General features: G+C 46.1%; 20 protein-coding genes. 13 read left to right on the top strand and 7 right to left on the bottom strand.

The window, feature by feature from the left end; all coding sequences use genetic code 11:
- Positions 1-354: 354 nt before the first annotated feature.
- A complete protein-coding gene (locus tag QUA36_RS31465; RefSeq protein ID WP_445301463.1) occupies positions 355-546 on the bottom strand; it encodes a transposase family protein in 192 nt (63 codons plus the stop codon).
- 132 nt (positions 547-678) lie between these two features.
- Between QUA36_RS31465 and QUA36_RS28255 the strand changes: the two genes are divergently transcribed.
- A complete protein-coding gene (locus QUA36_RS28255) occupies positions 679-930 on the top strand; it encodes a hypothetical protein (RefSeq protein ID WP_333459821.1) in 252 nt (83 codons plus the stop codon).
- A 78-nt stretch (positions 931-1,008) separates the two neighbouring features.
- Here the strand turns inward: QUA36_RS28255 and rph are convergent, their stop codons facing one another.
- Together rph and QUA36_RS28245 are read right to left on the bottom strand one after the other, a co-directional pair.
- On the bottom strand, positions 1,009-1,725 hold the full coding sequence (gene rph / locus QUA36_RS28250) for a ribonuclease PH (RefSeq protein ID WP_333168170.1): 717 nt from the start codon (positions 1,723-1,725) through the stop codon (positions 1,009-1,011).
- A 124-nt stretch (positions 1,726-1,849) separates the two neighbouring features.
- Complete coding sequence (locus QUA36_RS28245) at positions 1,850-2,416, bottom strand: nucleoside monophosphate kinase (RefSeq protein WP_333459822.1); 567 nt, start codon at positions 2,414-2,416, stop codon at positions 1,850-1,852.
- A gap of 356 nt (positions 2,417-2,772) precedes the next feature.
- Between QUA36_RS28245 and QUA36_RS28240 the strand changes: the two genes are divergently transcribed.
- On the top strand, positions 2,773-3,300 hold the full coding sequence (locus QUA36_RS28240) for a P-loop NTPase family protein (RefSeq protein ID WP_333168165.1): 528 nt from the start codon (positions 2,773-2,775) through the stop codon (positions 3,298-3,300).
- Positions 3,301-3,428: 128 nt separating this feature from the next.
- Here QUA36_RS28240 and QUA36_RS28235 read toward each other — a convergent pair whose 3' ends face one another.
- Positions 3,429-3,692 (bottom strand): hypothetical protein, encoded by a 264-nt coding sequence (locus QUA36_RS28235; protein ID WP_333168163.1) that lies wholly within the window; start codon positions 3,690-3,692, stop codon positions 3,429-3,431.
- Between the two features lie 310 nt (positions 3,693-4,002).
- Here QUA36_RS28235 and QUA36_RS28230 point away from each other — a divergent pair, with 310 nt between their 5' ends.
- Positions 4,003-5,217, top strand: coding sequence for a transposase (locus QUA36_RS28230; protein ID WP_333455280.1), 1,215 nt, complete (start codon positions 4,003-4,005; stop codon positions 5,215-5,217).
- Between the two features lie 84 nt (positions 5,218-5,301).
- Here QUA36_RS28230 and QUA36_RS28225 read toward each other — a convergent pair whose 3' ends face one another.
- On the bottom strand, positions 5,302-6,801 hold the full coding sequence (locus tag QUA36_RS28225) for a GUN4 domain-containing protein (RefSeq protein WP_333168162.1): 1,500 nt from the start codon (positions 6,799-6,801) through the stop codon (positions 5,302-5,304).
- A gap of 607 nt (positions 6,802-7,408) precedes the next feature.
- Between QUA36_RS28225 and QUA36_RS28220 the strand changes: the two genes are divergently transcribed.
- Positions 7,409-8,860: a hypothetical protein gene (locus QUA36_RS28220; RefSeq protein ID WP_333168160.1), complete on the top strand. Its 1,452-nt coding sequence runs from the start codon at positions 7,409-7,411 to the stop codon at positions 8,858-8,860.
- Between the two features lie 47 nt (positions 8,861-8,907).
- Here the strand turns inward: QUA36_RS28220 and QUA36_RS28215 are convergent, their stop codons facing one another.
- Positions 8,908-9,075, bottom strand: a complete 168-nt coding sequence (locus tag QUA36_RS28215) for a hypothetical protein (RefSeq protein ID WP_333168159.1) — start codon at positions 9,073-9,075, stop codon at positions 8,908-8,910.
- A gap of 569 nt (positions 9,076-9,644) precedes the next feature.
- On the opposite strand from QUA36_RS28215, the gene QUA36_RS28210 reads away from it, so the two are divergent.
- From QUA36_RS28210 to QUA36_RS28185, 6 genes are all read left to right on the top strand, one after another.
- Entirely contained in the window at positions 9,645-12,470 is a 2,826-nt protein-coding gene (locus QUA36_RS28210) for an ATP-binding protein (protein ID WP_333459820.1), read from the top strand.
- Complete coding sequence (locus tag QUA36_RS28205) at positions 12,467-13,858, top strand: response regulator (protein ID WP_333459819.1); 1,392 nt, start codon at positions 12,467-12,469, stop codon at positions 13,856-13,858. The genes QUA36_RS28210 and QUA36_RS28205 overlap by 4 nt, the downstream gene beginning before the upstream one ends.
- A 71-nt stretch (positions 13,859-13,929) precedes the next feature.
- A complete protein-coding gene (locus tag QUA36_RS28200) occupies positions 13,930-14,079 on the top strand; it encodes a thiamine S protein (RefSeq protein WP_333459818.1) in 150 nt (49 codons plus the stop codon).
- A gap of 485 nt (positions 14,080-14,564) precedes the next feature.
- Complete coding sequence (gene rimP / locus QUA36_RS28195) at positions 14,565-15,032, top strand: ribosome maturation factor RimP (protein WP_333040953.1); 468 nt, start codon at positions 14,565-14,567, stop codon at positions 15,030-15,032.
- A 291-nt stretch (positions 15,033-15,323) separates the two neighbouring features.
- Positions 15,324-16,604, top strand: a complete 1,281-nt coding sequence (nusA, locus tag QUA36_RS28190; protein ID WP_333459817.1) for a transcription termination factor NusA — start codon at positions 15,324-15,326, stop codon at positions 16,602-16,604.
- A gap of 272 nt (positions 16,605-16,876) precedes the next feature.
- Positions 16,877-17,158, top strand: coding sequence for a YlxR family protein (locus tag QUA36_RS28185; RefSeq protein ID WP_333066666.1), 282 nt, complete (start codon positions 16,877-16,879; stop codon positions 17,156-17,158).
- A 74-nt stretch (positions 17,159-17,232) separates the two neighbouring features.
- Here QUA36_RS28185 and QUA36_RS28180 read toward each other — a convergent pair whose 3' ends face one another.
- Entirely contained in the window at positions 17,233-17,520 is a 288-nt protein-coding gene (locus tag QUA36_RS28180; protein ID WP_333454250.1) for a hypothetical protein, read from the bottom strand.
- Between the two features lie 54 nt (positions 17,521-17,574).
- Here QUA36_RS28180 and infB point away from each other — a divergent pair, with 54 nt between their 5' ends.
- The 3 genes from infB to QUA36_RS28165 all read left to right on the top strand — a co-directional run bounded on the left by infB (position 17,575) and on the right by QUA36_RS28165 (position 22,333).
- Positions 17,575-20,742 carry a translation initiation factor IF-2 gene (gene infB / locus QUA36_RS28175; RefSeq protein ID WP_333454251.1) on the top strand — a complete coding sequence of 1,056 codons (3,168 nt, stop codon included), beginning with the start codon at positions 17,575-17,577 and terminating at the stop codon, positions 20,740-20,742.
- A 380-nt stretch (positions 20,743-21,122) separates the two neighbouring features.
- Positions 21,123-21,866 (top strand): low-complexity tail membrane protein, encoded by a 744-nt coding sequence (locus tag QUA36_RS28170; RefSeq protein WP_333168145.1) that lies wholly within the window; start codon positions 21,123-21,125, stop codon positions 21,864-21,866.
- A gap of 242 nt (positions 21,867-22,108) precedes the next feature.
- On the top strand, positions 22,109-22,333 hold the full coding sequence (locus QUA36_RS28165) for a hypothetical protein (RefSeq protein WP_333168144.1): 225 nt from the start codon (positions 22,109-22,111) through the stop codon (positions 22,331-22,333).
- The last annotated feature ends 390 nt before the right edge of the window (positions 22,334-22,723 follow it).

Genomic DNA, 22,723 nt, shown 5'->3' with positions numbered 1-22,723 from the left:
CAATTATGAGTTAGCTTTAGGGGATTAAATTTAAAACCTCTAATTATAACATATATCTTTTTTGCAAGAGGTCTAATCAACTTGTTCACGAACCTCAATTGGTTGTTTCATAAGGACTTCAATGATGTCTTCACAGCGATGAGAATCAATCATCTCAATTAAATTACCTTCGGAGATGTCACTAACAACAGTCACAAAATTTCCTTGACATTTTCGCATACTTATCTCAGAGAGACAAATTCGTTTGCCCCGTTTCCAATTCTGTTTTTGTTTGATTGTGTTTACCTGCTCAAATATTCCTTTTATTTTGTCATAACTCAGTCCTTATTCTCCTCCAAGTTGCTCAATGCTCGATTATTTTACACCATCATAAATATTTTGTTCGTATCGTTGAGTATGCCATCTTTTAACGTCCAAAAAATCTATTCTTTCTGTGGGATAGCTTTGACAAATAGGACAGTCAAACTGCCGTAGTGGGATTTTTAGATACACAGGACGACCAAAAACAGACAAATCTCTTACTAGAATTGGTCGATTTTGATGCAGTTTTTCGGTAGATTTTTACTCCCGATGACAAACAATTCTTTCTGATAAAATGCTCAGTCCCAAGAAAATTTTTCCCTCAAATTGAGTACAAGTTTCAATCCTGACTCCAGGCAAGGCTAATAGATAGTCTAGATGGAAGCTCATAATGGTAAATATATTACTAGGTACATTTTACACCATAAACTCAGGAGAGCCGAGAAAATTGGCGCAAAATGCAATTTAGCTGAGGCTCATTATCAACTTGCTTTAACTTACCAAAAGATGAGTGATACCGAGAAGAGTCAGACTTCGTTTCAAGAGGCGATTCGACTTTTCAATGAAATCAAAGCATCTAACCAAGTTGAGAAAGTGCGAAAGGCAATAGGTAAGAGCGACGAAGTTTAGTTTTGGATACATAAATACCCTCTTAGTCCGCGAAGGTGGACTTCGTTTGTATAGATGCGGTTTCAACCGCCGAATTATCTAAACCAAAGCTTGCCGCTGAGCCTCCAACAATTCCTGAATTCCGGTTTCTGCCACATCCAAAATTTGATTTAACTGACTCCGGCTGAAACTTCCTTCTTCCGCAGTTCCCTGAATTTCGATGATGTTCAAATCTCCATTCATTACCACATTACAATCAATTTCAGCCGCTACATCTTCAAGATAATTCAAATCTAAAAATGGCTCGCCTTCCAAAAGCCCCACAGACACTGCCGCCACTTGACGAATAATGGGCGATCGCACTAAATCACCTTTTTGCACCAACTTGTTCAAAGCATCAGCCACAGCCACAAACCCGCCAGTAATTGAAGTCGTGCGAGTCCCAGCGTCCGCTTGCAAAACATCCGCATCCACAAGTATGGTGCGTTCTCCCAATAGTTGCATATCCAAGCACGATCGCAAACTGCGCCCAATCAACCGCTGAATTTCTTGAGTCCGTCCCGATAATTTCATAAATTCCCGCTCTTGTCGCTGCGGCGTAGATCCTGGCAACATTCGGTATTCCGCTGTTAGCCAACCTTGTCCAGTATTCTCCAAAAATCTAGGCACTCCCGGCTTGATTGTCACGCTGCAAAGTACCTGAGTATCGCCACTTTTTGCGAGTACAGAACCGCTAGCAAATTTGGTAAACTCTCGATCGAAACTAATCGGACGAATTTGATTTGGTTGTCTGCCGTCTGGACGCTGGAAAGACATAATATTTAGGTGATTGGTAATGGTTAAGTGGGTATTAAAAGTTGAAAATAGGATATTAATCTTCCGGTCTTTTTTGATTCGTTAAATAAGCAGTCAGTCAACCTAAAATGGAAAATATAAAATGCTATGAGTATTGACCTTTAGCCTCGATCAATGTGAGAATATTCTGCTGGAGTTGTTCTGGCGATTGATCGCCATCCACAGTTAACAGTTTGTTGCGGTATTCGTAATACTCTAAAAGAGGAATAGTGCGTTCGTGGAACAAATCGAGCCGACGCTGTAAAATTTCAGGGTGGTCATCCGATCGATCGCGCTCGATCGATCTACTCAGCAAAACCTCGATCGGCACTTTCAACAAAATCGCCCAATCTAGCTTCTGAGCCAAATCCTCCAGCAAAAAATCCAATTCCTCAGCTTGAAAAGCCGTTCGCGGATAGCCCTCCAACACCCAGCCATTAAAGACATCCCACAGCAGCAGTCGGCGGCGAAAGAATTCAATCATAGTTGCGTCGGGAACTAATTCCCCCTTTTCGACATAAGACACCGCCAGCTTGCCTAAATCTGTGTCTTCTGCGATCGCCTCCCGTAGAATGTCCCCCACAGCCAGCAAAGGAAGGCTCAAATTGCTGCACAGTAGTTCAGCCTGAGTTCCCTTTCCCGCTCCTGGCCCTCCCAGAATCACCACTCTCACAGTCTCTGCTCCTAGTGCCGCGACATTCAAATTTTACGCGATGTGTGTACCTTTTCTTAAAAGCCCTGGACGCAGCGAGACTCTCATCACCTTGGTTTTTTACCCTATAACTGTATAAATGTCAAGCTCCACGCCGTATTTTGGTAAAAAACCCCGTTTCTGCGTAAGTGCTAATTGAGTTCAAAAATTGAACAAATGACTGCGAATGCCACTGCCGCGAGCTTTTGACAACTTATATATATAGTGTTCGATCCGATGTGCACTCGGCCCCGTACACTATATATTGTCAAGCAGGCTTCAGCCGCGCCAAGGTCGGAGCTGCACTCAAGACTTAGTTGCTGATTAAATATTGCCCTATGGTTGCTCAGTTACAAACCCCTAAACTAAATTTAAACCACAGCTTGCCCTACACAGTTCAAGGGCTGGTGCAAGTTTTTACAGGCCCGCACCGCTGCTTTTTTACCAGTGTCATGGCTCAAGCCCTCAGAATTGCAGGACAGGGAGCTCCCGTGCTAGCGGTGCAGTTCCTCAAAGGGGGAATTAATCAAGGGCATCAGCATCCGGTGCGGCTGGGGCAAAATTTAGATTGGGTTCGCTGCGATTTGTCACGCTGCATTGAGAATGCTGATTTAAATGAGCTGGAAACGCGATCGATCGAACAATTGTGGCAGTATGTTCAAAATGCGGTGCGCGAAGGCCGTTATGCCTTAGTTATTCTCGATGAATTGAGTTTAGCGGTTAATTTGGGCTTGATTCCCGAAGCCGAAGTGGTGGCATTGATTGACAACAAGCCGCATCATTTGGATATGATTTTTACCGGGCCATCCATGCCGCAAAGAATTTTGGATGTTGCCGATCAAATTACTGAAATTCGCCGCAGTTAAGGACAATGATTCAATTTGCGAGTTCCTTTTTAGCGGGATCATTTTTTATGTAGAAAAACAGGAGCTAAAAAAAGAGGCGATCGCTTAACTCAAAGAGCGATCGCACGCTGATCAATTTACCAGCGACGTTACGCTTGAACTACCGGATCGAACACAACACTCAATCGATCCGCCGGCACCATCCGCTTGAGAATTTTCAAGTGACCGTCTGCATCAGACCAACTGCGAAACTCGCCCACAACCACCTTTTCCACATTTGGAAGCGAGCGAACTATAGTCCACGGCTTGAGACGTTTTTCTTGCAACATACTAAATAAATCTCCTTGGTAAATTGGAGCAAAAGCCAGTCCCCATGGTTGGCCACCGCCGAGGACTGGCTTTTGACTTTGCAAACTTGCCTTTCTCTAAGAACATAGCACAAAAAAAAGGGTTTGGGATTATATCTTATTTTTCGCTTTTTTTAGAGCTATTTTCTACATAACAGATGATTAAACTCAAAATTTGTTAACTCTTTAATTCTCAACTCAAAACTCTTTCATGACCGAAAAGCGAGACACAAGCCCCCGGCTGTCTTACGTGGGGATAAGTCGGTAGCGGTTTCAACCGCCTTGAATATTTAGCTCGTGTTCTCTTGTATTTCTTGAAAAAACGTTCAGTCGATAAGTCAAGAAAAGAGTAGAATAGGTCAAGGAGGTAAAGTAAGTGTTCAATCTGACCTACGAATTCAAACTTAAGCCCACAGTAGCACAAGTAACAATATTTGAAGATTGGCTAGAACAATGCCGTCGTGTATACAACTGGTCGCTGGCAGAGCGCAAAGATTGGTTTAAATCTCGTAGTTGTCAAATTAACGCTTGCTCAATTCGCGCTGAATATATAATTCCCGCCTCCTTACCCAGACCGACCTACGCCAGTCAGTGTAAGGGTTTAACTCAAGCTAGAGCAACTATACCAGCACTGAAAGCAGTTCAAGTGCACGTTCTGCAACAAACTCTTAAACGGCTTGAAGGCGCATTTGTAAATATGTGGGAACAAAAACACGGATTTCCTCGCTTCAAAAAAGTTGGGAAGATGCGCTCTTTTGTATTTCCTCAGATTGGAGTAGAACCTATCAAAAATAGTGCTGTTAAACTACCTAAGATTGGCTGGGTGCAGTTTCGCCAAAGTCGCGAAATACCAAGTGATGCAATACTAAAACAAGTGCGCGTAGTTAAGCGTGTGTCTGGCTGGTATGCAATGCTAGCTTTGCAATGGGACGTTTCAATCCCCGATATTATTCCACATGGAAACCCAGTGGGGCTTGATGTTGGCTTGACTAATTTTATTGCAACTTCGGATGGGCTTCTAATTAAACGTCCAAAGTTTTTTATTGATGCAGAACGCAAGCTTAAATTACTGCAACAGAGTGTCAGTAGAAAACGTATAGGCTCAAATAATTGGAAGAAAGCTCAGAAAAAAGTGGCACTGCTGCACGAGTACGTAGCCAACTGCCGAAAAGACTGGCATCGCAAGCTATCACACAAAATCTGCGATGATGCAGGGATGGTTTTTGTCGAGAATTTGAATCTGGTCGGGTTATCGAGAGGAATCTTGGGCAAGCATTGTTTAGATGCTGGTTTTGGTCAATTCTTCAACATTCTCGAACAAACTTGTTTTAAACGTGGTGTGTACTTTCAAAAAGTAGATGCCAGAAAAACAAGTCAAATTTGTCCAAATTGCGGTACAGAAACAGGCAAAAAAGACCTATCAGAACGCACTCACAGTTGTTCAAGCTGCGGGTATATAACAGATAGAGATGTAGCCTCCGCTCAAGTAGTTTCAATTAGAGGACTTGCAGCCGTAGGGCATACGGTGAAGATGCTTGCTGAGGGTAAATTCATTGGAATCCCTGTGAAGCAAGAATCCCCCGGCTTCTAGCCGTGGGGAGTGTCAATAACACTTCGACTTCGCTTGGGGTGCAGCCTCACTAATAAATTCGGCCTTCTACCTTCTACCTTCATTCTACAAATCCCGCCGCGACAGCAAAAACCAGATCCCACCCAAACCCAAAACACCGCACAAAACCCCACCTTCCCACCCAAAAACAGTCCCCCCCGGCAAATGTCCCGGCTTTGCTTTAGAAGTAAAATTAAGCTCCGAATAGTATACCCACTGGCTGTTAACTCGCCAGCCCACTCGATCGCCAAACTTCTCCCAAACTGTAGCATCATAAACACCAGGCTTTCCCCCCAACTTGAGCCACAAACCCTTTTGCACAGAAAAACCGAATCTGCGGTGACTGTATCGCACCCAAAGTTGATCGATAGTCTGCAAATCCTTAGCTGGAAACTTCCTAATATCTTCCTCACTCAAATAACCCCGTGAATTTTGCTGCATCACCTCCAGCATTTTCACAGAAGTTTCCTCATCAGCACCACGCCAATTTTTAGCAGCCAGCAGCCTTGCTAAGTGAGAATAATCAATACCTTTTTCGGACTCTAAATTCACAGAAACTAGCGGAGTATCATTCACAGGTTGAGTCGGTATCGAAGGACTAACAACAGTTGTCTGCTGCGACTTTTCCAGGACTGGGACAACAACAACAGGAGGTTTTAAAGCATCCAAAACTTCCACAGCCGATTTGTAGCGATCTTTAACATATTCCTGAATCAACTTATCCAAAACCTGACCTAAATCGTCGCTAATTTGTGTTCCTTTTGGCAAAGCCTCCCTCCAAAGCCACCGGCCTTCAAGCGGATCGTAAAGGTCATCGTGAATGTCCCCGTAGATATCCAGATAAGGCATAACAGAAGTCAGCAAGCGAATGCAAGTCACCCCCAAACTATAAAGGTCGCTAGCAGGAACAGCCCTACCGTGACGCTGTTCTAGAGCCGCGTAGCCAGGAGTTCCCAACTTAGTACCTGTTTTGGTCGGAGCAGCAGCTACTACCTGTTTGGAAACCCCAAAATCTATCAGCACTAACTTACGATCGCGAGATCTGCGGATCACATTCTCAGGCTTAATATCGCGGTGAATTACATTTCGGTCGTGAACAAACTTCAATAAAGGCAACAAATCTAACAGCAGTTCGCAAGTTTTAATTTCGCTATAAGCACCGTACTTATCTAACTCATCCTTTAAATTATTGCCATCAATAAACTCTTGTACTAAATACAAGCGCCCATCTTCCTCAAAATAAGAAATTAACTGAGGAATTTGCGGGTGCTTCAGTTCGTATAACCGCCTTGCCTCTTGTTCAAACAGTCGAACATACTTTTTAAAATGACCGGGTTTTCGCTGAAACTCTTGAGGAGGTGACAACTGTTTGATGACGCACAATTCCTCAAATTTTCCATGATTAACAGCTCGGAAAGTCCTGCCAAATCCTCCGTCTCGCAGCGGTTCAGTTGCTGCATAAAGGTCTTTTAGCAGCAGTTTTGAACCACAATTAAGACAATACTTTGTGCCTGGTGGGTTCTGACGCTTGTCTCTTGGGCAATCGAGATTAAGGCAGTATGTCATATATTAAAAAAATGCGAACAAAATTATACTCAGGGTTTTATATTATTCAAGAGTCCGATCGCGAGCTGGTTTTTGTAGAGGCGAGACCTCGAACCTTACGGAGGCGGCAGCCACCCTCGCGCTCAGAGGGGGCGCTCACCAGACTGCCCCTGAGCAAGTATAACTCTCTTGAGGGTTTGACCTCAAACTCGAAGTCCATATCTAACCTTCGACTCCGCTGCGTGCAATACATTTGATTTAGCGGTCAAATAGCCCGTATATCAAACAGAAATAGTAATTTATTACCAGCCCACTTACCTCTGCAAGGCAAAAAAAACTTAGGATTCCCCCTGAGATATAATTTTATTGCCAGAGAGAAGCACACTAAGGGGAGCCACAGGTTCCGTCAAGTTCGATCGGCTTTAATATTTTAGCAGCATAGTTTATTACCTAACCAGGCAGAATCAACAATCCCAAACTCCCCAACAAACGCACGTTAAAATAAAGACTAGCTTCCGCGATCGTAATCCGAACGCGACCCGACAATTAACCAGTTTTCCCTGTTTCCTTTTTTCAGCTATTACCAGTTACATCTATTTCCATAGGTCTACTTAATTAGGAATCGCCAGTGACACCAAAACTACAGCCCTCTCCCACTCCAAACTCCCGCATAAAATCACCAAAAGTCCCCTGGTTCGAGCGGTTCATGGCACTGGTCGCCCTAGGAAATTTAAGCCTAGTATTATTTGACATAACTTACGTCTCCGGCCGAGATTTCTACCTCCGGCAACTGCCAGTTGTAACTCAAGTATACGACCCATTTAAAGGAATTAAACCCCACCGGGACACCCAGCAATATCTAGAAACCTTAGAAGAATTAAAAATTCAAGTAGTGCAAACAGGGTTGCCCTCTCTCCAAGTAGCAGCCAAATTGCAGGAAATAAACAATCTGAGCGCGAAAATGATCGACGAAGATCCCTTTCGAGTAGCATCAAAAAGTGGCACCCTAGAAAAAATAAAAGACCGGATGCGCGATCGCGTCCCGAATCCGCAAGACTCGGCTAAACAATCATTCCAAACATTCTGGAGCCAAGACTATTTAAACAAACAAGGCTGGCAAAAAGAAATCAAGTGGTTTGACGCCAAAATCAAGCCATTAATCGCCACCAACTATTACCGCGAGATCGGAGAAAACGGCGAGTTCACCGACAACTTCTGGCTAATCGACCTGCCATTCATTGCCATATTCGCGATCGAATTTCTAGCCCGTACCTACCTGATCAGCCGCCGCCATCGCAGCGTCACTTGGCGAGCAGCCATGCTCTGGCGATGGTACGACATCTTCCTGATGCTCCCATTCTGGCGCCTGTTGCGAATATTACCCGTCACAATTCGTATCCACCAAGCCAAAATGCCGGATCTCCAACCCATACGCACCCAAATCAGCCGAGGTTTCGTTGCCAACTTCGCCCAAGAATTAACCGAAGTTGTAGTAATTCAACTCATCAACCAGATGCAACAATCAATCACCACAGGCGAACTCGCTCGTCAACTATTTCAATCCCAAAAACAGCGCTATCTAGACATTAACAATATCAATGAAATAGAAGCGATCGCCACCCATCTCGTCCAAATAACCGTCTACAAAGTCCTCCCCCAACTCCAGCCAGACCTAGAAGCCCTCCTCCGGTACAATATTGAAAGCTTCCTCAAACAATCCCCCCTCTATCAAGGATGGAAGCAAGTACCCGGCCTGGGAAACCTGCCCGAACAGCTAGCACAGCAATTAGTTGCAGAACTCTCAAAATTAGCCACCCTCGGTCCCCAAGATGCCTATGAAGCCTTCAAAATCGCCAGCGAAGACCCCATAGGCATCAAACTCTCAAGCCAGCTAGTGCAACATTTCGGGCAAGCTTTAGGAACCGAACTGCAACAGCAGCAAACCTGGCAAGAAATACAACTGCTGCTGTGCGACTTCCTAGAAGAGTTCAAAATCAACTACATTCAGCGGTTGAGTGAAGAAGACTTCGAGAAAATTTTAGAACAAGCCAAAGAACTGCAACGGATAGCCCCGCGTTAGGGCAAGTCTCCACCACTTTACTTATTTTTTTCGTCCCCAATTAGCAATTAGCAATTACCCTGCTGTAACTCCTGCACATGAAACTTGCTGGAATTGTAAAGTTTCATGTGCGATCGGCATTCTCTACGAGAGTCATCTCCAGGGTTGTGCATGACATCTTCAGCGCGGTAGTGAGTTAGACCGCCGTTAGGGTTCTCAGCGGTCTGGCGTGTCATGTTTTTAGTGAGAAAGGTCAATCGATTTTAGATTTTAGATTTTAGATTTTAGATTGAAGCATTGATCCCACGGATAAATTCGGGGGGCAAGTTTCATCGGATACAGGTTTTTTCTTTCTGGGTCCTGAGTCTGCGAAGGAATGAATGCGGGGGCTTGTATCCTGGATGCTTGATTGTCAATTTTTTAGACGTACATTATATCAATTTATATGTAAGTTTGATGAGAATCTACTTTTTAGAGTCAATCTGTAAAGTAAAGTTAAAAACTACTACAAATAGCTCTAAACGAAGTAATCTATTAGATAGGATGGCCAACGGATTTCCTAAAGGCTAACATTTTTCAATAATGCTAGGAAGAAAATAAGGCGCGTCAGTATCTTTAGTCAGCTATTTTTATAACGATTTCATAGAAAACACGTAAATAGCCATGCTTGCTCAAGCAAGTGCCTATCTAAAAAATTTCACTAACTATTATAGATTGCTTTTCAATATATATTTCCTCAGCCTTTCTTCACTACATCGACTGAGATTTTTCCGCAAACTCGTTACCCCAGGAGTAACACCAATCAATGTCACACACATCTCCAACCACTTTTCTGTCAAACCGTTCTCAAAAAAAGCTGTCACTTCGCCTGATTTTAGTATTGCCATTCGTCGTGCAAATATTTGCGGCAGTCGGGCTGACAGGCTGGCTCTCCTTACGCAACGGGCAAAAAGCAGTCAACGAAGTTGCTAGCCAGTTGCGGAGTGAAATTACGGCCCGCATCCAGCAGCAGCTCAACACATACCTAGATACAGCCCCTCGCGTCAATCAACTGAATGCCAATGCCCTTCGCCTAGGATACTTAAATCCCGACGAATTGGAGAGTATGGAGCGCTATTTGTGGGAGCAACTTCAAGCCTTTCCTTCTCTGCCCCAGATGGGTTTTGCTACTAAAACGGGAGAGTTCATCGCCATTGAACGCCAAGAGAATAGCCAAATATTTTTTAAAAGAGTAGATAAGGATAGTCGTACTGAATTTCATATTTATGAATCGGATAGCAAAGGCAATCAAACAAAGCTATTAAAAATTTCTCCTAGCAACAATATACTCAACCGTTCATGGTATAAAGACAGTGTACGGTTAGGCCAGCCCACATGGAGCGAAATTTTTCCACTTACAGGTCAGAAAACGCTCTCCCTCCCTGCCGGACATCCAGTGTATGGCGAAAATGGCGAACTGCGCGGAGTATTCGTTGCTAATTTTTTGATCTCTTTCCTCAGTGACTTTCTACAAAGCTTAAAAATCGGTCGATCGGGACAGACATTCATTATGGAACGTTCTGGACTCCTAGTAGGCAGTTCAACTCTCAAAGAAGCATTTATCACCAACAATGGCAAACTCGATCGCCTGAATGCTTTAGACAGCACAGATGATTTAATCCGGCTGACAACAGCGCATTTAAAAGAACACTTTGGCGACCTCACTAAAATTAATAGCTCTCAGCAATTGGATTTTACGATCGCCGGCCAGCGGGAATTCCTCCAAGTTATGCCCTTTCAGGATAGCCGAGGATTGGACTGGCTGATCGTCGTAGTAGTTCCTGAAAGCGATTTCATGGATCAAATTAACGCCAATACCCAGACTACCATTTTGTTGTGTTTGGGAGCCTTGGCGCTGGCTACCGTTCTGGGAATCTTAACCGCACGTTGGATTACCAGCCCGATTCTCCGTTTGAGCGAAGCTTCTAGGGCGATCGCCAGTGGCGACTTAGAGAAAAATGTGCAGGTAAAAGGCGTAGAAGAACTAGAAGTTCTGGGTCAGTCTTTCAACCTTATGGCACAACAGTTGCGCGAATCATTTGAAGCCCTAGCCAAGACCAATTCCGAGCTAGAAATCCGAGTAGAAGAACGCACCGCCGAACTCACGGAAGCCAAACAAATCGCTGATAGTGCCAACCAAGCTAAAAGTGAATTTTTAGCGAATATGAGTCACGAATTGAGAACACCACTCAATGGAATTTTAGGATACGCTCAAATCCTAGAACGATCGAAAACGATGGCTCCCAAGGAACTCCAAGGCATCACTATCATTCACCAGTGTGGCTCCCATTTGCTAACCCTGATCAATGACATTTTAGATCTCGCTAAAATTGAAGCCCAGAAATTGGAACTGTACGCGAAAGATTTCCATTTTGCTTCCTTTTTGCAGGGAGTCGCGGAAATCTGCCGCATCCGAGCCGAACAAAAAGGAATTGCTTTTGTTTATCAACCCAGTTCGGAAATTCCTGCTGGCATCTACGCTGACGAGAAACGCTTGCGACAGGTACTAATTAACTTACTGAGCAATGCAATAAAGTTTACCGACTCAGGACGAGTGACTTTTAAGATAGAACATCTGGAAAAGGGGACAGGTGAAAACGTACAAAGCAATGACCAAAAGCCAGCCTCACCAATTCACAAAATTCGGTTTCAAATTGAAGATACTGGCGTTGGTATGACACCGGAACAATTAAAAAAAATATTTTTGCCTTTTGAACAGGTAGGAGACAGTAAGCGTCAGGCGGAAGGAACCGGACTCGGTTTAACAATTAGCCAGAAAATTGTGGAAATGATGGGTAGTACCATTCAAGTCAAAAGTCAGTCAGGATCAGGCAGTGTTTTTTGGCTAGATTTGGATTTACGGGAAGCGACAGACTGGGCAAATATAACCACGATTGCCAAGCAACGAAAGCTGGTTGGCTACCAAGGTAGAAAACAGAAAGTTTTGGTTGTGGATGACAAATGGGAAAATCGCTCGGTGATTTTAAATCTGCTGGAGCCCCTCGGCTTTGAAGTAACCGAAGCTAAAAACGGTCAAGAAGGTTTAGAAAAAGTAGAAGAGTTTCAGTTCGATTTGATTATCACTGACTTAGTGATGCCAGTGTTAGATGGGTTTGAGATGATGCGCCGTATCCGAAATTTGTCAGACTATATAGACGTGGCAATCATTGCTTCATCTGCCAGTGTATTTGCTACCGACCAACATAAAAGTTTGGAGGGGGGAGCAAACGATTTTCTCGGTAAACCTGTGCAGGCAGAAGAGCTATTTGAGATGTTGCAAAAATATTTAAAACTTGAATGGATATATGAGGAACAAAAGAATGAAAAAATCAGCGCTATTCCTTTTTCATCATATCTTCAATCACTTTCTGAATCCAATTCTGTAGTTGCTCCCCCGCCCGGAGAAATTGAACTCCTACTTGAACTAGCGATGAGAGGCAACGTGAAAGGAATTGTTAAGCGCAGTGAACACATAGAGAAATTGGATCAGAAATTTGTGTCCTTTGCTGTTGAGCTGCGCCAGTTAGCGCAAGGCTATCAGGTCAAAAAAATCAAAGAGTTTATCACATCCCACAGAATACAAAAAGAATGAAGGCAACCAATATGGAAACAAGTAGCATCTTAATCGTCGATGATAATCCTAGCAATCTGGATGTGCTTTCTGAAGCTTTAGCGGGTTCGGGATGGGAGATATTGGTAGCAACTGACGGTGAAACTGCCATCGAACAGGCTGAATATACTCAACCTGATTTGATTCTTTTAGATGTGATGATGCCAGGAATTGACGGGTTTGAAACCTGCCATCGCCTGAAGGCAAGTCCCTTGACGAACGAAATTTCGGTAATTTTTATGACTGCTCTTTCTGACATAGGAGATAAAGTCAAAGGCTTTAATCTAGGGGCTGTGGATTACATTACTAAGCCTTTTGAACAAAAGGAGGTGTTAGCTCGCGTCAACCTCCATTTAACACTACGTTCTTTGACTAAAACTCTCGCAGACCAAAATCTACTTCTCAAACAGGAAATAGAAGACAGGCTCGCAGCAGAAGCAGCGTTACATCAGCTCGCGCAGGAGTTAGAAAAACGGGTGGAAGAACGAACTGCTGAACTTTCTCAAGCTTTGGATAATCTTAAAAAAGCTCAAGTGCAAATCGTTCAAAGTGAAAAGATGGCTTGCCTTGGTCAACTTGTAGCTGGGGTGGCTCACGAAATTAACAATCCAGTTAGTTTTATCTCCAATAATATCCCTATTGCCAAGGAATATATTGCCGATTTGATCGGGATGACTCGGCTTTGCCAGCACAACGTTACTTCGACATCAGAATTTGAGGATAAGTCCCAGGAGATTGAGTTAGATTTTATTGTGGAAGATTTGCCAAAAATCATTGATTCAATGGCGATAGGAACAGAGCGACTTTACAATCTTTCTATGTCACTGCGTAATTTCTCTCGGTTGGATACATCGGCACTAACGCCAGTGAATATTCACGATGGGCTAGATAGTACCTTATTAATTTTAGGGCATCGACTGAAATCTAAAGGAAGTTTCCCAGGAATTGCAGTGATTAAAGAGTATGGGGATTTGCCGCTAGTCGAGTGTTATCCGGGGCAACTTAATCAGGTATTTATGAATATATTGGCGAATGGAATTGATTCTTTAGAAGAGTCTACGATTAGTTGTCCGCTGTGCGGGGAAAAGAAACAGAGCAATGACACTCCACAGATTCGGATCTGCACTGAAATGCTTCAGGATGACAGAGTGGTGATTCGGATTGCTGATAATGGGGTTGGCATAACTCAGGAAGTAATGCAGCATTTATTCACGCCGATGTTTACTACTAAATCAGTAGGTAAAGGGACAGGTTTAGGTTTGTCTATTAGCCGTGAGATTGTAGAAGCAAAACATGGTGGTAAGCTGACTTGCATTTCCTCGCCCGAATGGGGGGTAGAGTTTGTAATTGAGCTTCCAATTCAGCATTAGTAATGGGGATTTTTTATGGTGAATCTTAGTTTGGCTGTTTTGTCAATATACCGTTAATTTGGCGATCGCCCATGTCTAATCTATCAATCACTATCACTGCCAAACTCTTCACCCCCTATCAAGAAGCAGAGGGCTTGTCCGAAGTGAAATTAGAATTTCCCAAAGAAACTCCCGTATCGCAAGTCCTAGAAAGTCTGAGTGTCACTCCCCCCCTGTTCTAGGATCGATCGCACCCGATCACGGTATCCACCAGGAATTTGCCCTCGCCCCACTCCAAAACGGCGATCAAGTCCTCCTCATTCCCCCTGTCAGCTATCCCCCTCTGCCCTCGGACAGTCGGCCGAGGGCGATCGGTTTGTCACCGGGCGGGCGATCGAGCTAAACTGAGAACTGAGGCCTGCCTTCGATCAGAAGAAGTCCTCAAACTTCTTGGAAGAAATTGTTTTACCTAGGAGTGGGTCAAGCCCACTTTTTTTGTTGCATTAGTCGCAGGAAAAGAGCTCAGGGCGTCTGACTTGCAACTTGAGGACTGATTTAGTAGGGGTACCCCCCCGCTTGAGATCCCTGCTGGGATGTTGGGTAAGTCCCAAAGTTGAAGACGAAAGTCGCAGCCACCTAATCAAACCACCTCAAAACCAAGCAATCTCAACAACAAATTTTTCCTTGCCCGTGTCCGAGTTTAGGAGTTTTAACTTAAGTATTCGATATGACTCATCCCCTAATCCCACAAATCATTGACTTAGCTACCCCCGTTGCGGAAACACTGGGATTGGAAGTAGTGGGAGCAGTGTTTCACACCAACCAAAATCCTCCCGTCTTGCGGGTAGACATCCGCAACCTCCAACAAGACACTGGTTTAGCCGACTGCGAGCGCATGAGCACAGCCCTCGATGCTGAGTTAGAGGCAGCCGACATCATACCCGATGCCTACGTGCTAGAGATTTCCAGTCCCGGAATATCCCGATTGCTCAGCAGCGATCGAGAATTTATTACCTTTAAAGGTTTCCCCGTGACAGCGAAAACCACCGAACCCGACTCGCGAATCAAAGAGTGGAAAGGACTACTCCTGGGCCGGGATGAAACAGCGGTTTATCTCAATCAAAAAGGGCGACAGGTTAAAATTCCCCGCCCTCAGATTGTCAAAGTTGAACTAGACGAAGGAAAGGAGATGTAAAGGGAAATTTTGAGTGTTGAGTTGTGAGTTGTGAGTTGTGAGTTGTGAGTTGTGAGTTGTGAGATTGCCTCGCAGCAAGCTGAAAACGCTTGGCTGCGAGTTAATTTTTAACCATCACATCTTTAGCAGCGGGTTGAAGAGGAACAACAAATAAATTGTTATAGCACCTAGCTTCCCTAATACTATCCAGTAACTCATCACTCCTCTGTCATCACTTTTCCTTGAAACTTTTCAAGTACAAATTACCGATTACCAGTTACTTATTACCACAGCAAAAAAGGAGAGTTTTATATGTCAATGGTTCCCCTGCCCGGACTAAAAGAAATGGTCGAAGGTATTAGCAAAGAACGCAATTTACCCAAACACGCCGTCCAAGCAGCCTTGCGAGAAGCCCTGCTCAAAGGATACGAACGCTACCGCCGTACCCAAAAACTCGATCACTTCAGCGAAGAATACTTCGACAACTTTGATGTAGAACTCGACGCAGAACAAGAAGGTTTCCGCGTTTTAGCCAACAAAACTATTGTCGAAGAAGTCATCAATCCCGATCACGAAATTTCACTTACGGAAGTGCAAGAAGTAGCCACTGAAGCTCAGCCTGGGAGCATCGTGCTCGTAGACGTAACACCAAATCAAAAAGAATTTGGTCGCATGGCAGCGATCCAGACCAAACAAGTTCTCGCTCAAAAACTGCGCGACCAACAGCGCAAAATGATTCAAGAAGAGTTTAAAGATTTAGAAGAAACCGTTCTTCAAGCGAGAGTGCTCAGGTTTGAGAGGCAGTCGGTAATTTTAGCAGTTACCAGCAGCTTCGGTCAGCCAGAAGTAGATGCCGAACTCCCTAAGCGCGAACAGTTGCCCAACGACAATTACCGGGCCAACGCTACATTCAAGGTTTATCTCAAAAAAGTAGGCGAAGGCTCTACTAGAGGGCCGCAGTTACTTGTTTCTAGAGCGGACGCAGGTTTGGTGGTTTACCTGTTTGCTAACGAAGTACCAGAAATAGAAGACGGGGTGGTGAGGATTGTCGCCGTAGCCAGGGAGGCAAATCCGCCCTCCCGGCACGTCGGCCCCCGGACTAAAATAGCAGTTGATACTCTCGATCGCGACGTAGACCCTGTAGGAGCCTGCATCGGAGCGCGGGGATCGCGGATTCAGGTAGTAGTCAACGAATTGCGTGGCGAAAAAATCGACGTGATCCGCTGGTCTCCAGACCCAGCAACTTATATTGCTAACGCTCTGAGTCCTGCTAGAGTAGATGAAGTGCGTTTGGTTGCTCCAGAAGGCAGGAGAGCTCACATTTTGGTCGCTGAAGACCAACTGAGTCTTGCCATTGGCAAAGAAGGTCAGAACGTGCGCCTCGCAGCCCGCCTGACAGGTTGGAAAATCGATATCAAAGATATTGCTAAGTACGATCGCGCCGCCGAAGACAGCAAATTGGCAGCAGAAGCAACTAGGCTCGAAGAACTAGCAGACGACTACGACGAGGAAGCAGGCGACTACGACGAGGAAACCGCAGAATTTGGGGAAGAGGAGGCAGCAGCCACGGAGGAAACCGAAGCCGCTGTCTAAAAACAGTGACATTTACCAAAGAAGAATTCAGAATTCAACAGCCAGAATTCCAGAATGGGTTCTGTGCGACAGGATGGAGAATCGAGGTTAAAAGCCTCCGATTTTAATCGTGGAACACAAAAAATTCTTTCCGTGACCCTTACCCCTGACTTGGGGCATAGCGTATTTTGAATTCTGAATTCTGTCTTCTGAGTCCTTGTCATAAGATTTTCTCTCTTCGGGAGACAAGCAGGACTTGTCCCCTACTCCCCTCTCTCCCCCTCTCAGAAGAAATGAAACCGAACTACCGGTGCTGTGCAAGTTGTCGAAAAATAGCTCCTAAGGAAGCTTTTTGGCGAGTAGTCAGGCTCTATCCTTCTCATCAGGTACAATTAGATCGTGGCATGGGCCGTTCTGCTTACCTTTGTCGGGAAACAGAATGCCTCAAAGCAGCTCAGAAAAAAAATCGACTTGGGCGATCGCTCAAAGCGCCTGTGTCTGACGAACTGTACCAAACACTTTGGCAGCGTTTAGCCACATCTGACTGTACATCTTACTCTGGCTCACCCGGATGAAAAACCGACAATAGTTCGGCATCGACTGTATAAACCCTCTTGGCAGCCCTACCAGTAATTACCGGTAGCGCCAGCTATAAAACCCCAATCCGATCTGCCCACCAGTCTGGAAAGATTTGTGTCAGATTAGATAAGGGTAGGGTACTAGCAGAGGTATCCTCAAGGTGGAAAGGCAAACTTTGAAGCTTGAGAGAGTGGTTTTTGCCAAAACTCAGACTTCGGAGTTCCATGTTGCCAAACAGACTTGAGAATTCTTCAACCGCAGACTTCAGCGAGTTGCATCTTTCTAGATAAAATTGCTGAGAGAGTACCGCAACCCCGATTCCTGACACTGAATCAATCACACCGAATGATGTCGTCATTAGCACAAAAAATCACAATGTAAAAACTGGTTGGCATAAAAGAGGGCAGAGTGGATGAACAACGGCAAAGTAAGAATTTACGAATTATCACGGGAACTAAATTTGGATAATAAAGACATCTTGGCAGTATGCGAGCGGCTCAATATTTCAGTCAAGAGCCACAGCAGCACAATTACAGAATCCGAAGCAGAGCGCATTCGCAAAACGGCGGAAAAATACGTAGCCAGTAGCCACTCTTCCCCCGGCAAGCCAGCTCCACCCGAAAGAGCAGCAGCGCCATCTAGAGAATCTGGCCCTCACCCTAACGACCAACAAAAAAAGCAGCAAATTTTAGAAATACGCAGTCCAAAAGTACGCCCGGCTGGTGCTTCCTCCCAGCCTGCAGGCAACGAGGAGAACAAAAACCAGCCTGCGGCAACCGTGGCAACTCCTCCCAAGTCGCCTGCAGCTCAACAACTCCAGCCTCCAGCTAAACCGAATATCAATCGACCTGTACTGTCGAAGCCAAATGCCGCTGTGGCGGCGGCGCCGTCAGAAGTGTCGGAAAATGTAGGTGCGATCGCCCCGGAAACCACCGCCCAGGCTCAGGCACCTGCGGCACCTCAACCGCCGTCGGAAAAGGCTCCAGAACGCACCCAGCAATCGCCGATCGCCCCTCCTGCACCCTCGGCCAAGCTCACGTCGCCGCCAGTCAGAGCGACGTCCGAGTCGGCTAGCCGTAGCCCACAAAATCTGGGAAACAAGCCGGTACTCAAACTTGCAAAAACCGAGCAAGAGCAATCAGGACAGTCAGAAACTCTGGAAGCGCCGGCTAAACCGAGCCGCCCCAGCAGACCTGCACCGGGCTCGGCTACCGAATCTCGCGACGCGCAAAGACCGCGCCGGGAGGGCGCTGGTGGCCCAGTCAAAACTCCACTTGCCGATCGACCCCAGCCCGGTGGCCCGCGCCGGAGCCTTGCCCCCGCAACGTCAGCTACCGGGCTGCGTAGCCGCGGCGGTGACACCGGAGCTGCAGGGGATGACACTGATGACAATGAAGAAGATAATACGCCGTTGCTGGGGATTACTCTCCTCGAAAGGCCCTCTCTCCCTCGTCCTGCCAAAAAGACATCGGTCATTTGGGAAGAAGATGATGACGAAAACTCAGATGCTGCCAAAGCTGCCAAGGCTGTTAAGGCAAAACGTTCTCGCCTCAAACCAATAGATGAGGATGACGACGACTTAGAAAACGGCTTGGATATGCCAGCACCAGTCACGGTCAGCCTGTCCCTAGCCCGGCCAGCTAAGGCGAAGTCACAAGCAGCACCCAAGTCAACACCAACTCCGGGCGCACCCGGAAGCAGTGGAAAAAATAAAAGACCGGGCCCTTCTCACGATAAAAGTTCTTCTTCTAGTTCTAGTGGGGGACGGGGCAACCGGGGCAAAACAGCCGAAGCTAAGGTAGAACGTCCAGAAAAGCTGCTGCTGAGCAGACCGATGACCGTTCAGGAACTAGCAATTACTTTGGCAGTTCCCGAAACCGAAATTATTAAGCGGCTGTTCTCTAAAGGAATTGCGGTAAATATTACCGAAACCCTGGACATTCCAGCGGTGAGGATGGTAGCCGAAGAAATGGGCGTAGAGGTGGAAACCCCAGAAAAAGTAGCGCCAGCTATCAAAGTGATCGAGATGCTGGACGCAGCGGATTTGGAATACCTCGAACGCCGTCCGCCAGTCGTAACGATTATGGGTCACGTGGATCACGGTAAAACTACCTTGCTCGACTCGATCCGCAAAACCAAGGTGGCTCAGGGAGAAGCTGGGGGCATTACCCAGCACATCGGTGCTTACCACGTGGATGTGGTACACGAAGGCAAGAGCCAGCAGGTGGTATTTTTGGATACACCCGGCCACGAAGCCTTTACAGCGATGCGGGCTCGCGGAACACGGGTTACGGACATCGCCATCTTGGTGGTGGCGGCGGACGACGGCGTGCGACCCCAGACAATTGAAGCGATCAGCCACGCGAAAGCGGCGAAAGTGCCAATTGTTGTGGCTATCAATAAAGTTGACAAGGAGGGTGCTCAGCCGGAACGGGTGAAGCAAGAGCTTACTGAGTACGGCTTGGTCGCAGATGACTGGGGCGGTGATATCACGATGGTTCCTGTCAGCGCGATCCGAGGCGAAAACCTGGATACTCTGTTGGAAATGATTCTGACAGTGGCGGAAATGGAAGACCTCAACGCCAACCCGCACCGACCGGCTAAGGGTACTGTGATTGAAGCTCACCTCGACAAGGCAAGGGGGCCTGTGGCAACTCTGCTGGTGCAGAACGGCACTCTGCGAGTGGGCGATATTGTGGTCGCAGGCTCGGCTTTGGGCAAGGTGCGCGCCATGATCGATGACCGGGGCGATCGCGTAGAGCACGCAACTCCATCCTTCGCGGTGGAAGTGCTAGGGCTGCGGGAAGTTCCTCGCGCCGGAGACGAGTTTGATGTCTTCGCAAACGAAAAAGAAGCGGCAGCGATCGCCTCTGGAAGAGCTACCTCCCAACGAGATTCCCGCCTGCTGCAAGGCGGTCGGATCAGCCTCAGTGGCTTCTCTCAACAAGCTAAGGAAGGCGTTCTCAAAGAACTCAACTTGATCTTGAAGGCAGATGTCCAAGGCTCCCTCGAAGCAATTGTCGGCGCTCTGACTCAACTTCCTCAAAAAGAAGTTCAACTCCGACTGCTGCTATCTGCTCCTGGGGAAATTACCGAAACGGATATTGACCTCGCTGCAGCCAGTAATGCTGTAATTATCGGGTTCAATACTACTCTCGCCACCGACGCTCGCCTCGCCGCTGACCAAGCGGGGGTAGACGTGCGGGAATACGGCATCATCTACAACCTCTTGGATGATATTCAAGGGGCGATGGAAGGCCTGCTGGAACCCGAATTGGTGGAAGAACCTTTGGGTCAAGTCGAAGTGCGCGCTGTCTTTGCGATCGGTCGCGGGGCTGTGGCTGGATGTATGGTACTCTCTGGCAAAGTCATCCGTAACTGTAAGGTGCGGGTGCGCCGGGGCAACAATGTCGTTTACGAAGGTGTCCTTGACTCCCTCAAACGGATGAAGGAAGATGCCAAGGAAGTCAATGCTGGCTTTGAATGCGGCATTTCCTTGAGCGGGTTTAGCGACTGGGCGGATGGCGATATTATTGAAGCCTACCGGATGGTTACTAAGCGCCGGACTCTCTCTCAATAGTTTTGAGTTGTGAGTATTGAGTTGGAAGAGAAGTATTGAGTGAAGGCCACTAAATTGCCGATCGCTCGCAACTCTTCTCTTCACTCAATACTCCCAAACTCATCTGACAGTTGACAGTTGACAGTTGACAGTTGACAGTTGACAGTTGACCGAAAGAAGAAGGAATTAAGAACTTCCTAATCGTCTTTACCCTTGCTTAAAATTTAAAATTCGCTCGCTCAAATAAGACTTACCGAAATAAACCAGATTTCTGCTTGTAAGTCCTCGGTTTGATAGCTAAATATTTACTCCTAGCATCGGATTTCAGAGTCAAGAGTGCATCCCAAAATCTCAAAATCCAAGATTCAAAACTCCTAATTCATAACTCATAATTATTTAAAGTGCGTTCTTTTTGGTCAGATCCTTTTTTGTGGATTCACCTTTCTGGGGCGGCTACACTGCCGATTTTCCTGGGACTGTGCTTGCTGGGACTCGCAGTGGGTTCTCCCCTGCTCCCTGTCTGGTTAGAAATATTTTTAGTGGCTGTAGCCGGTATTGTTCCTGTGCTGTGGATGCAGTGGTTCCGCCCTTTTTACATTTTTAGTATTTTAGTTGTGGCGGTGAAACCGCAGAATTTAACTTCTTTGCAGCAGCGGATTCTGACTCGGTTTAAAACTAAGTTAAATCAAGGACTCGCTCTTTTTGTCGCTGTTTTGCTGGCAATAATTTTGTGGCAACTCTACCGATTGGCTCCCCTCGCGGCTTCGGTGGCTCCCTTTCCTCCTTCCTGGCGGTGGGCTGGATTGTTGTTGGCAGTTGCTGCTTTTTTAGCTAGCAATTTGTTTTTGCAGGTGTCTGCTAGTGTGATGGCGGTTTTGCTGACGCCGGAATCAGAATTTGCAGCGACAAAACCTCATGTTTTAGAAAAAATTCGGCAGGATTTTACGATCGCGCCTTGGCAAGTCGATCGACTTTTGCCGACTTTGGCAGCCGAGACAATTGCCGCTGTGGCTGCACCCGCAGAGTCAATTGGGCCAGCAGCATCGGGCATAGGGAATTCGTCAGTCGGCAGTATTGTTAACCGAAAACCTGCTGACACCAACGGCGTTACATCTCTATCGGAACAGTCGAGCGAAAAAAAGTGAAATAGAAAATTAAGAGGGGGACAGTTGTAGTTTAAGCTACTTTAATTTTTACAAATGTATGCTGTGAAAAAAAATAGGTAAGGCCCATCTTTGGATAGAGATTATTAATAGTCTTAATATTTAATTTTTAACCGCAGGTTGTGGATATTTTATGTTGGCTCTTTGGAGAGAAGAATCTATAATAGAGAGTGTCAAGGTCAGCTTTCAATCCTTACAGGGGATTAAAACAGAGGTATAAAAATATGGCGAATTATCTACCGATCGCAGAAGAACCTCAAGCCGCAGAGCCGATCGAGCTGTGCCAAGATTCTGAAATCTGGGGCAATCTCAAATCCGCGATCGGCGCAAGTTCAGGATTTCAACGCTGGCAGCTAGAACTCAATTTTGAGCGTCAGCAGCAAAATGCCACCATCGATCAGCAGGTTCGTTCCTATCTGCGGGAAACTTTAGAAACTTTGGCTTACTGAGTGCCGTAAAACCAAATATTGTCACGGTTTGTGAATTTTATAGCCCAATTCTGCTGGCATCCCCTCCAATATGCTATGTGAGTACCGACAGTGAGTGTCGAGAGTGAGTGTCGATCGCAACTTCGGAGATCAAATTGCAGGGGACAGTATTTCTCCTTACTGAGTCGGGATTAATTGCCGCATTCTACTTGCAGCAGACTCTCAGAGAAATCAAGAGAAAATTAGCCTGAAACCCCCCATACAAAGCGACTCCGGTCGCTATCTATTGAGGTGACTGTTGCCGGAACAGTTTATAATAAGGCTGAAGCAAAATCTGGGGGGGTGACAAAGAGGTCTACGAGATAGACTGTATAAGGGTTGCAGCCCGCATACCTTGTTGATAAAAGCGGC

It is taken from the genome of Microcoleus sp. Pol10D4, assembly GCF_036701555.1.
Taxonomy (GTDB): domain Bacteria; phylum Cyanobacteriota; class Cyanobacteriia; order Cyanobacteriales; family Microcoleaceae; genus Microcoleus.
The sequence above is the reverse complement of the archived record's forward strand: the minus strand, read 5'-3'. Positions and strand labels throughout refer to the sequence as shown.

What these genes read in the sequence shown, in the direction of transcription:
- QUA36_RS28255 (WP_333459821.1), top strand. Translation starts at nt 679, where the DNA reads ATGGAAGCTCATAATGGTAAATATATTACTAGGTACATTTTACACCAT.
- rph (WP_333168170.1), bottom strand. Translation starts at nt 1,725, where the DNA reads ATGTCTTTCCAGCGTCCAGACGGCAGACAACCAAATCAAATTCGTCCG.
- QUA36_RS28240 (WP_333168165.1), top strand. Translation starts at nt 2,773, where the DNA reads ATGGTTGCTCAGTTACAAACCCCTAAACTAAATTTAAACCACAGCTTG.
- QUA36_RS28225 (WP_333168162.1), bottom strand. Translation starts at nt 6,801, where the DNA reads ATGACATACTGCCTTAATCTCGATTGCCCAAGAGACAAGCGTCAGAAC.
- QUA36_RS28215 (WP_333168159.1), bottom strand. Translation starts at nt 9,075, where the DNA reads ATGACACGCCAGACCGCTGAGAACCCTAACGGCGGTCTAACTCACTAC.
- QUA36_RS28210 (WP_333459820.1), top strand. Translation starts at nt 9,645, where the DNA reads ATGTCACACACATCTCCAACCACTTTTCTGTCAAACCGTTCTCAAAAA.
- QUA36_RS28205 (WP_333459819.1), top strand. Translation starts at nt 12,467, where the DNA reads ATGAAGGCAACCAATATGGAAACAAGTAGCATCTTAATCGTCGATGAT.
- QUA36_RS28200 (WP_333459818.1), top strand. Translation starts at nt 13,930, where the DNA reads ATGTCTAATCTATCAATCACTATCACTGCCAAACTCTTCACCCCCTAT.
- rimP (WP_333040953.1), top strand. Translation starts at nt 14,565, where the DNA reads ATGACTCATCCCCTAATCCCACAAATCATTGACTTAGCTACCCCCGTT.
- nusA (WP_333459817.1), top strand. Translation starts at nt 15,324, where the DNA reads ATGTCAATGGTTCCCCTGCCCGGACTAAAAGAAATGGTCGAAGGTATT.
- QUA36_RS28185 (WP_333066666.1), top strand. Translation starts at nt 16,877, where the DNA reads ATGAAACCGAACTACCGGTGCTGTGCAAGTTGTCGAAAAATAGCTCCT.
- QUA36_RS28180 (WP_333454250.1), bottom strand. Translation starts at nt 17,520, where the DNA reads ATGACGACATCATTCGGTGTGATTGATTCAGTGTCAGGAATCGGGGTT.
- infB (WP_333454251.1), top strand. Translation starts at nt 17,575, where the DNA reads ATGAACAACGGCAAAGTAAGAATTTACGAATTATCACGGGAACTAAAT.
- QUA36_RS28165 (WP_333168144.1), top strand. Translation starts at nt 22,109, where the DNA reads ATGGCGAATTATCTACCGATCGCAGAAGAACCTCAAGCCGCAGAGCCG.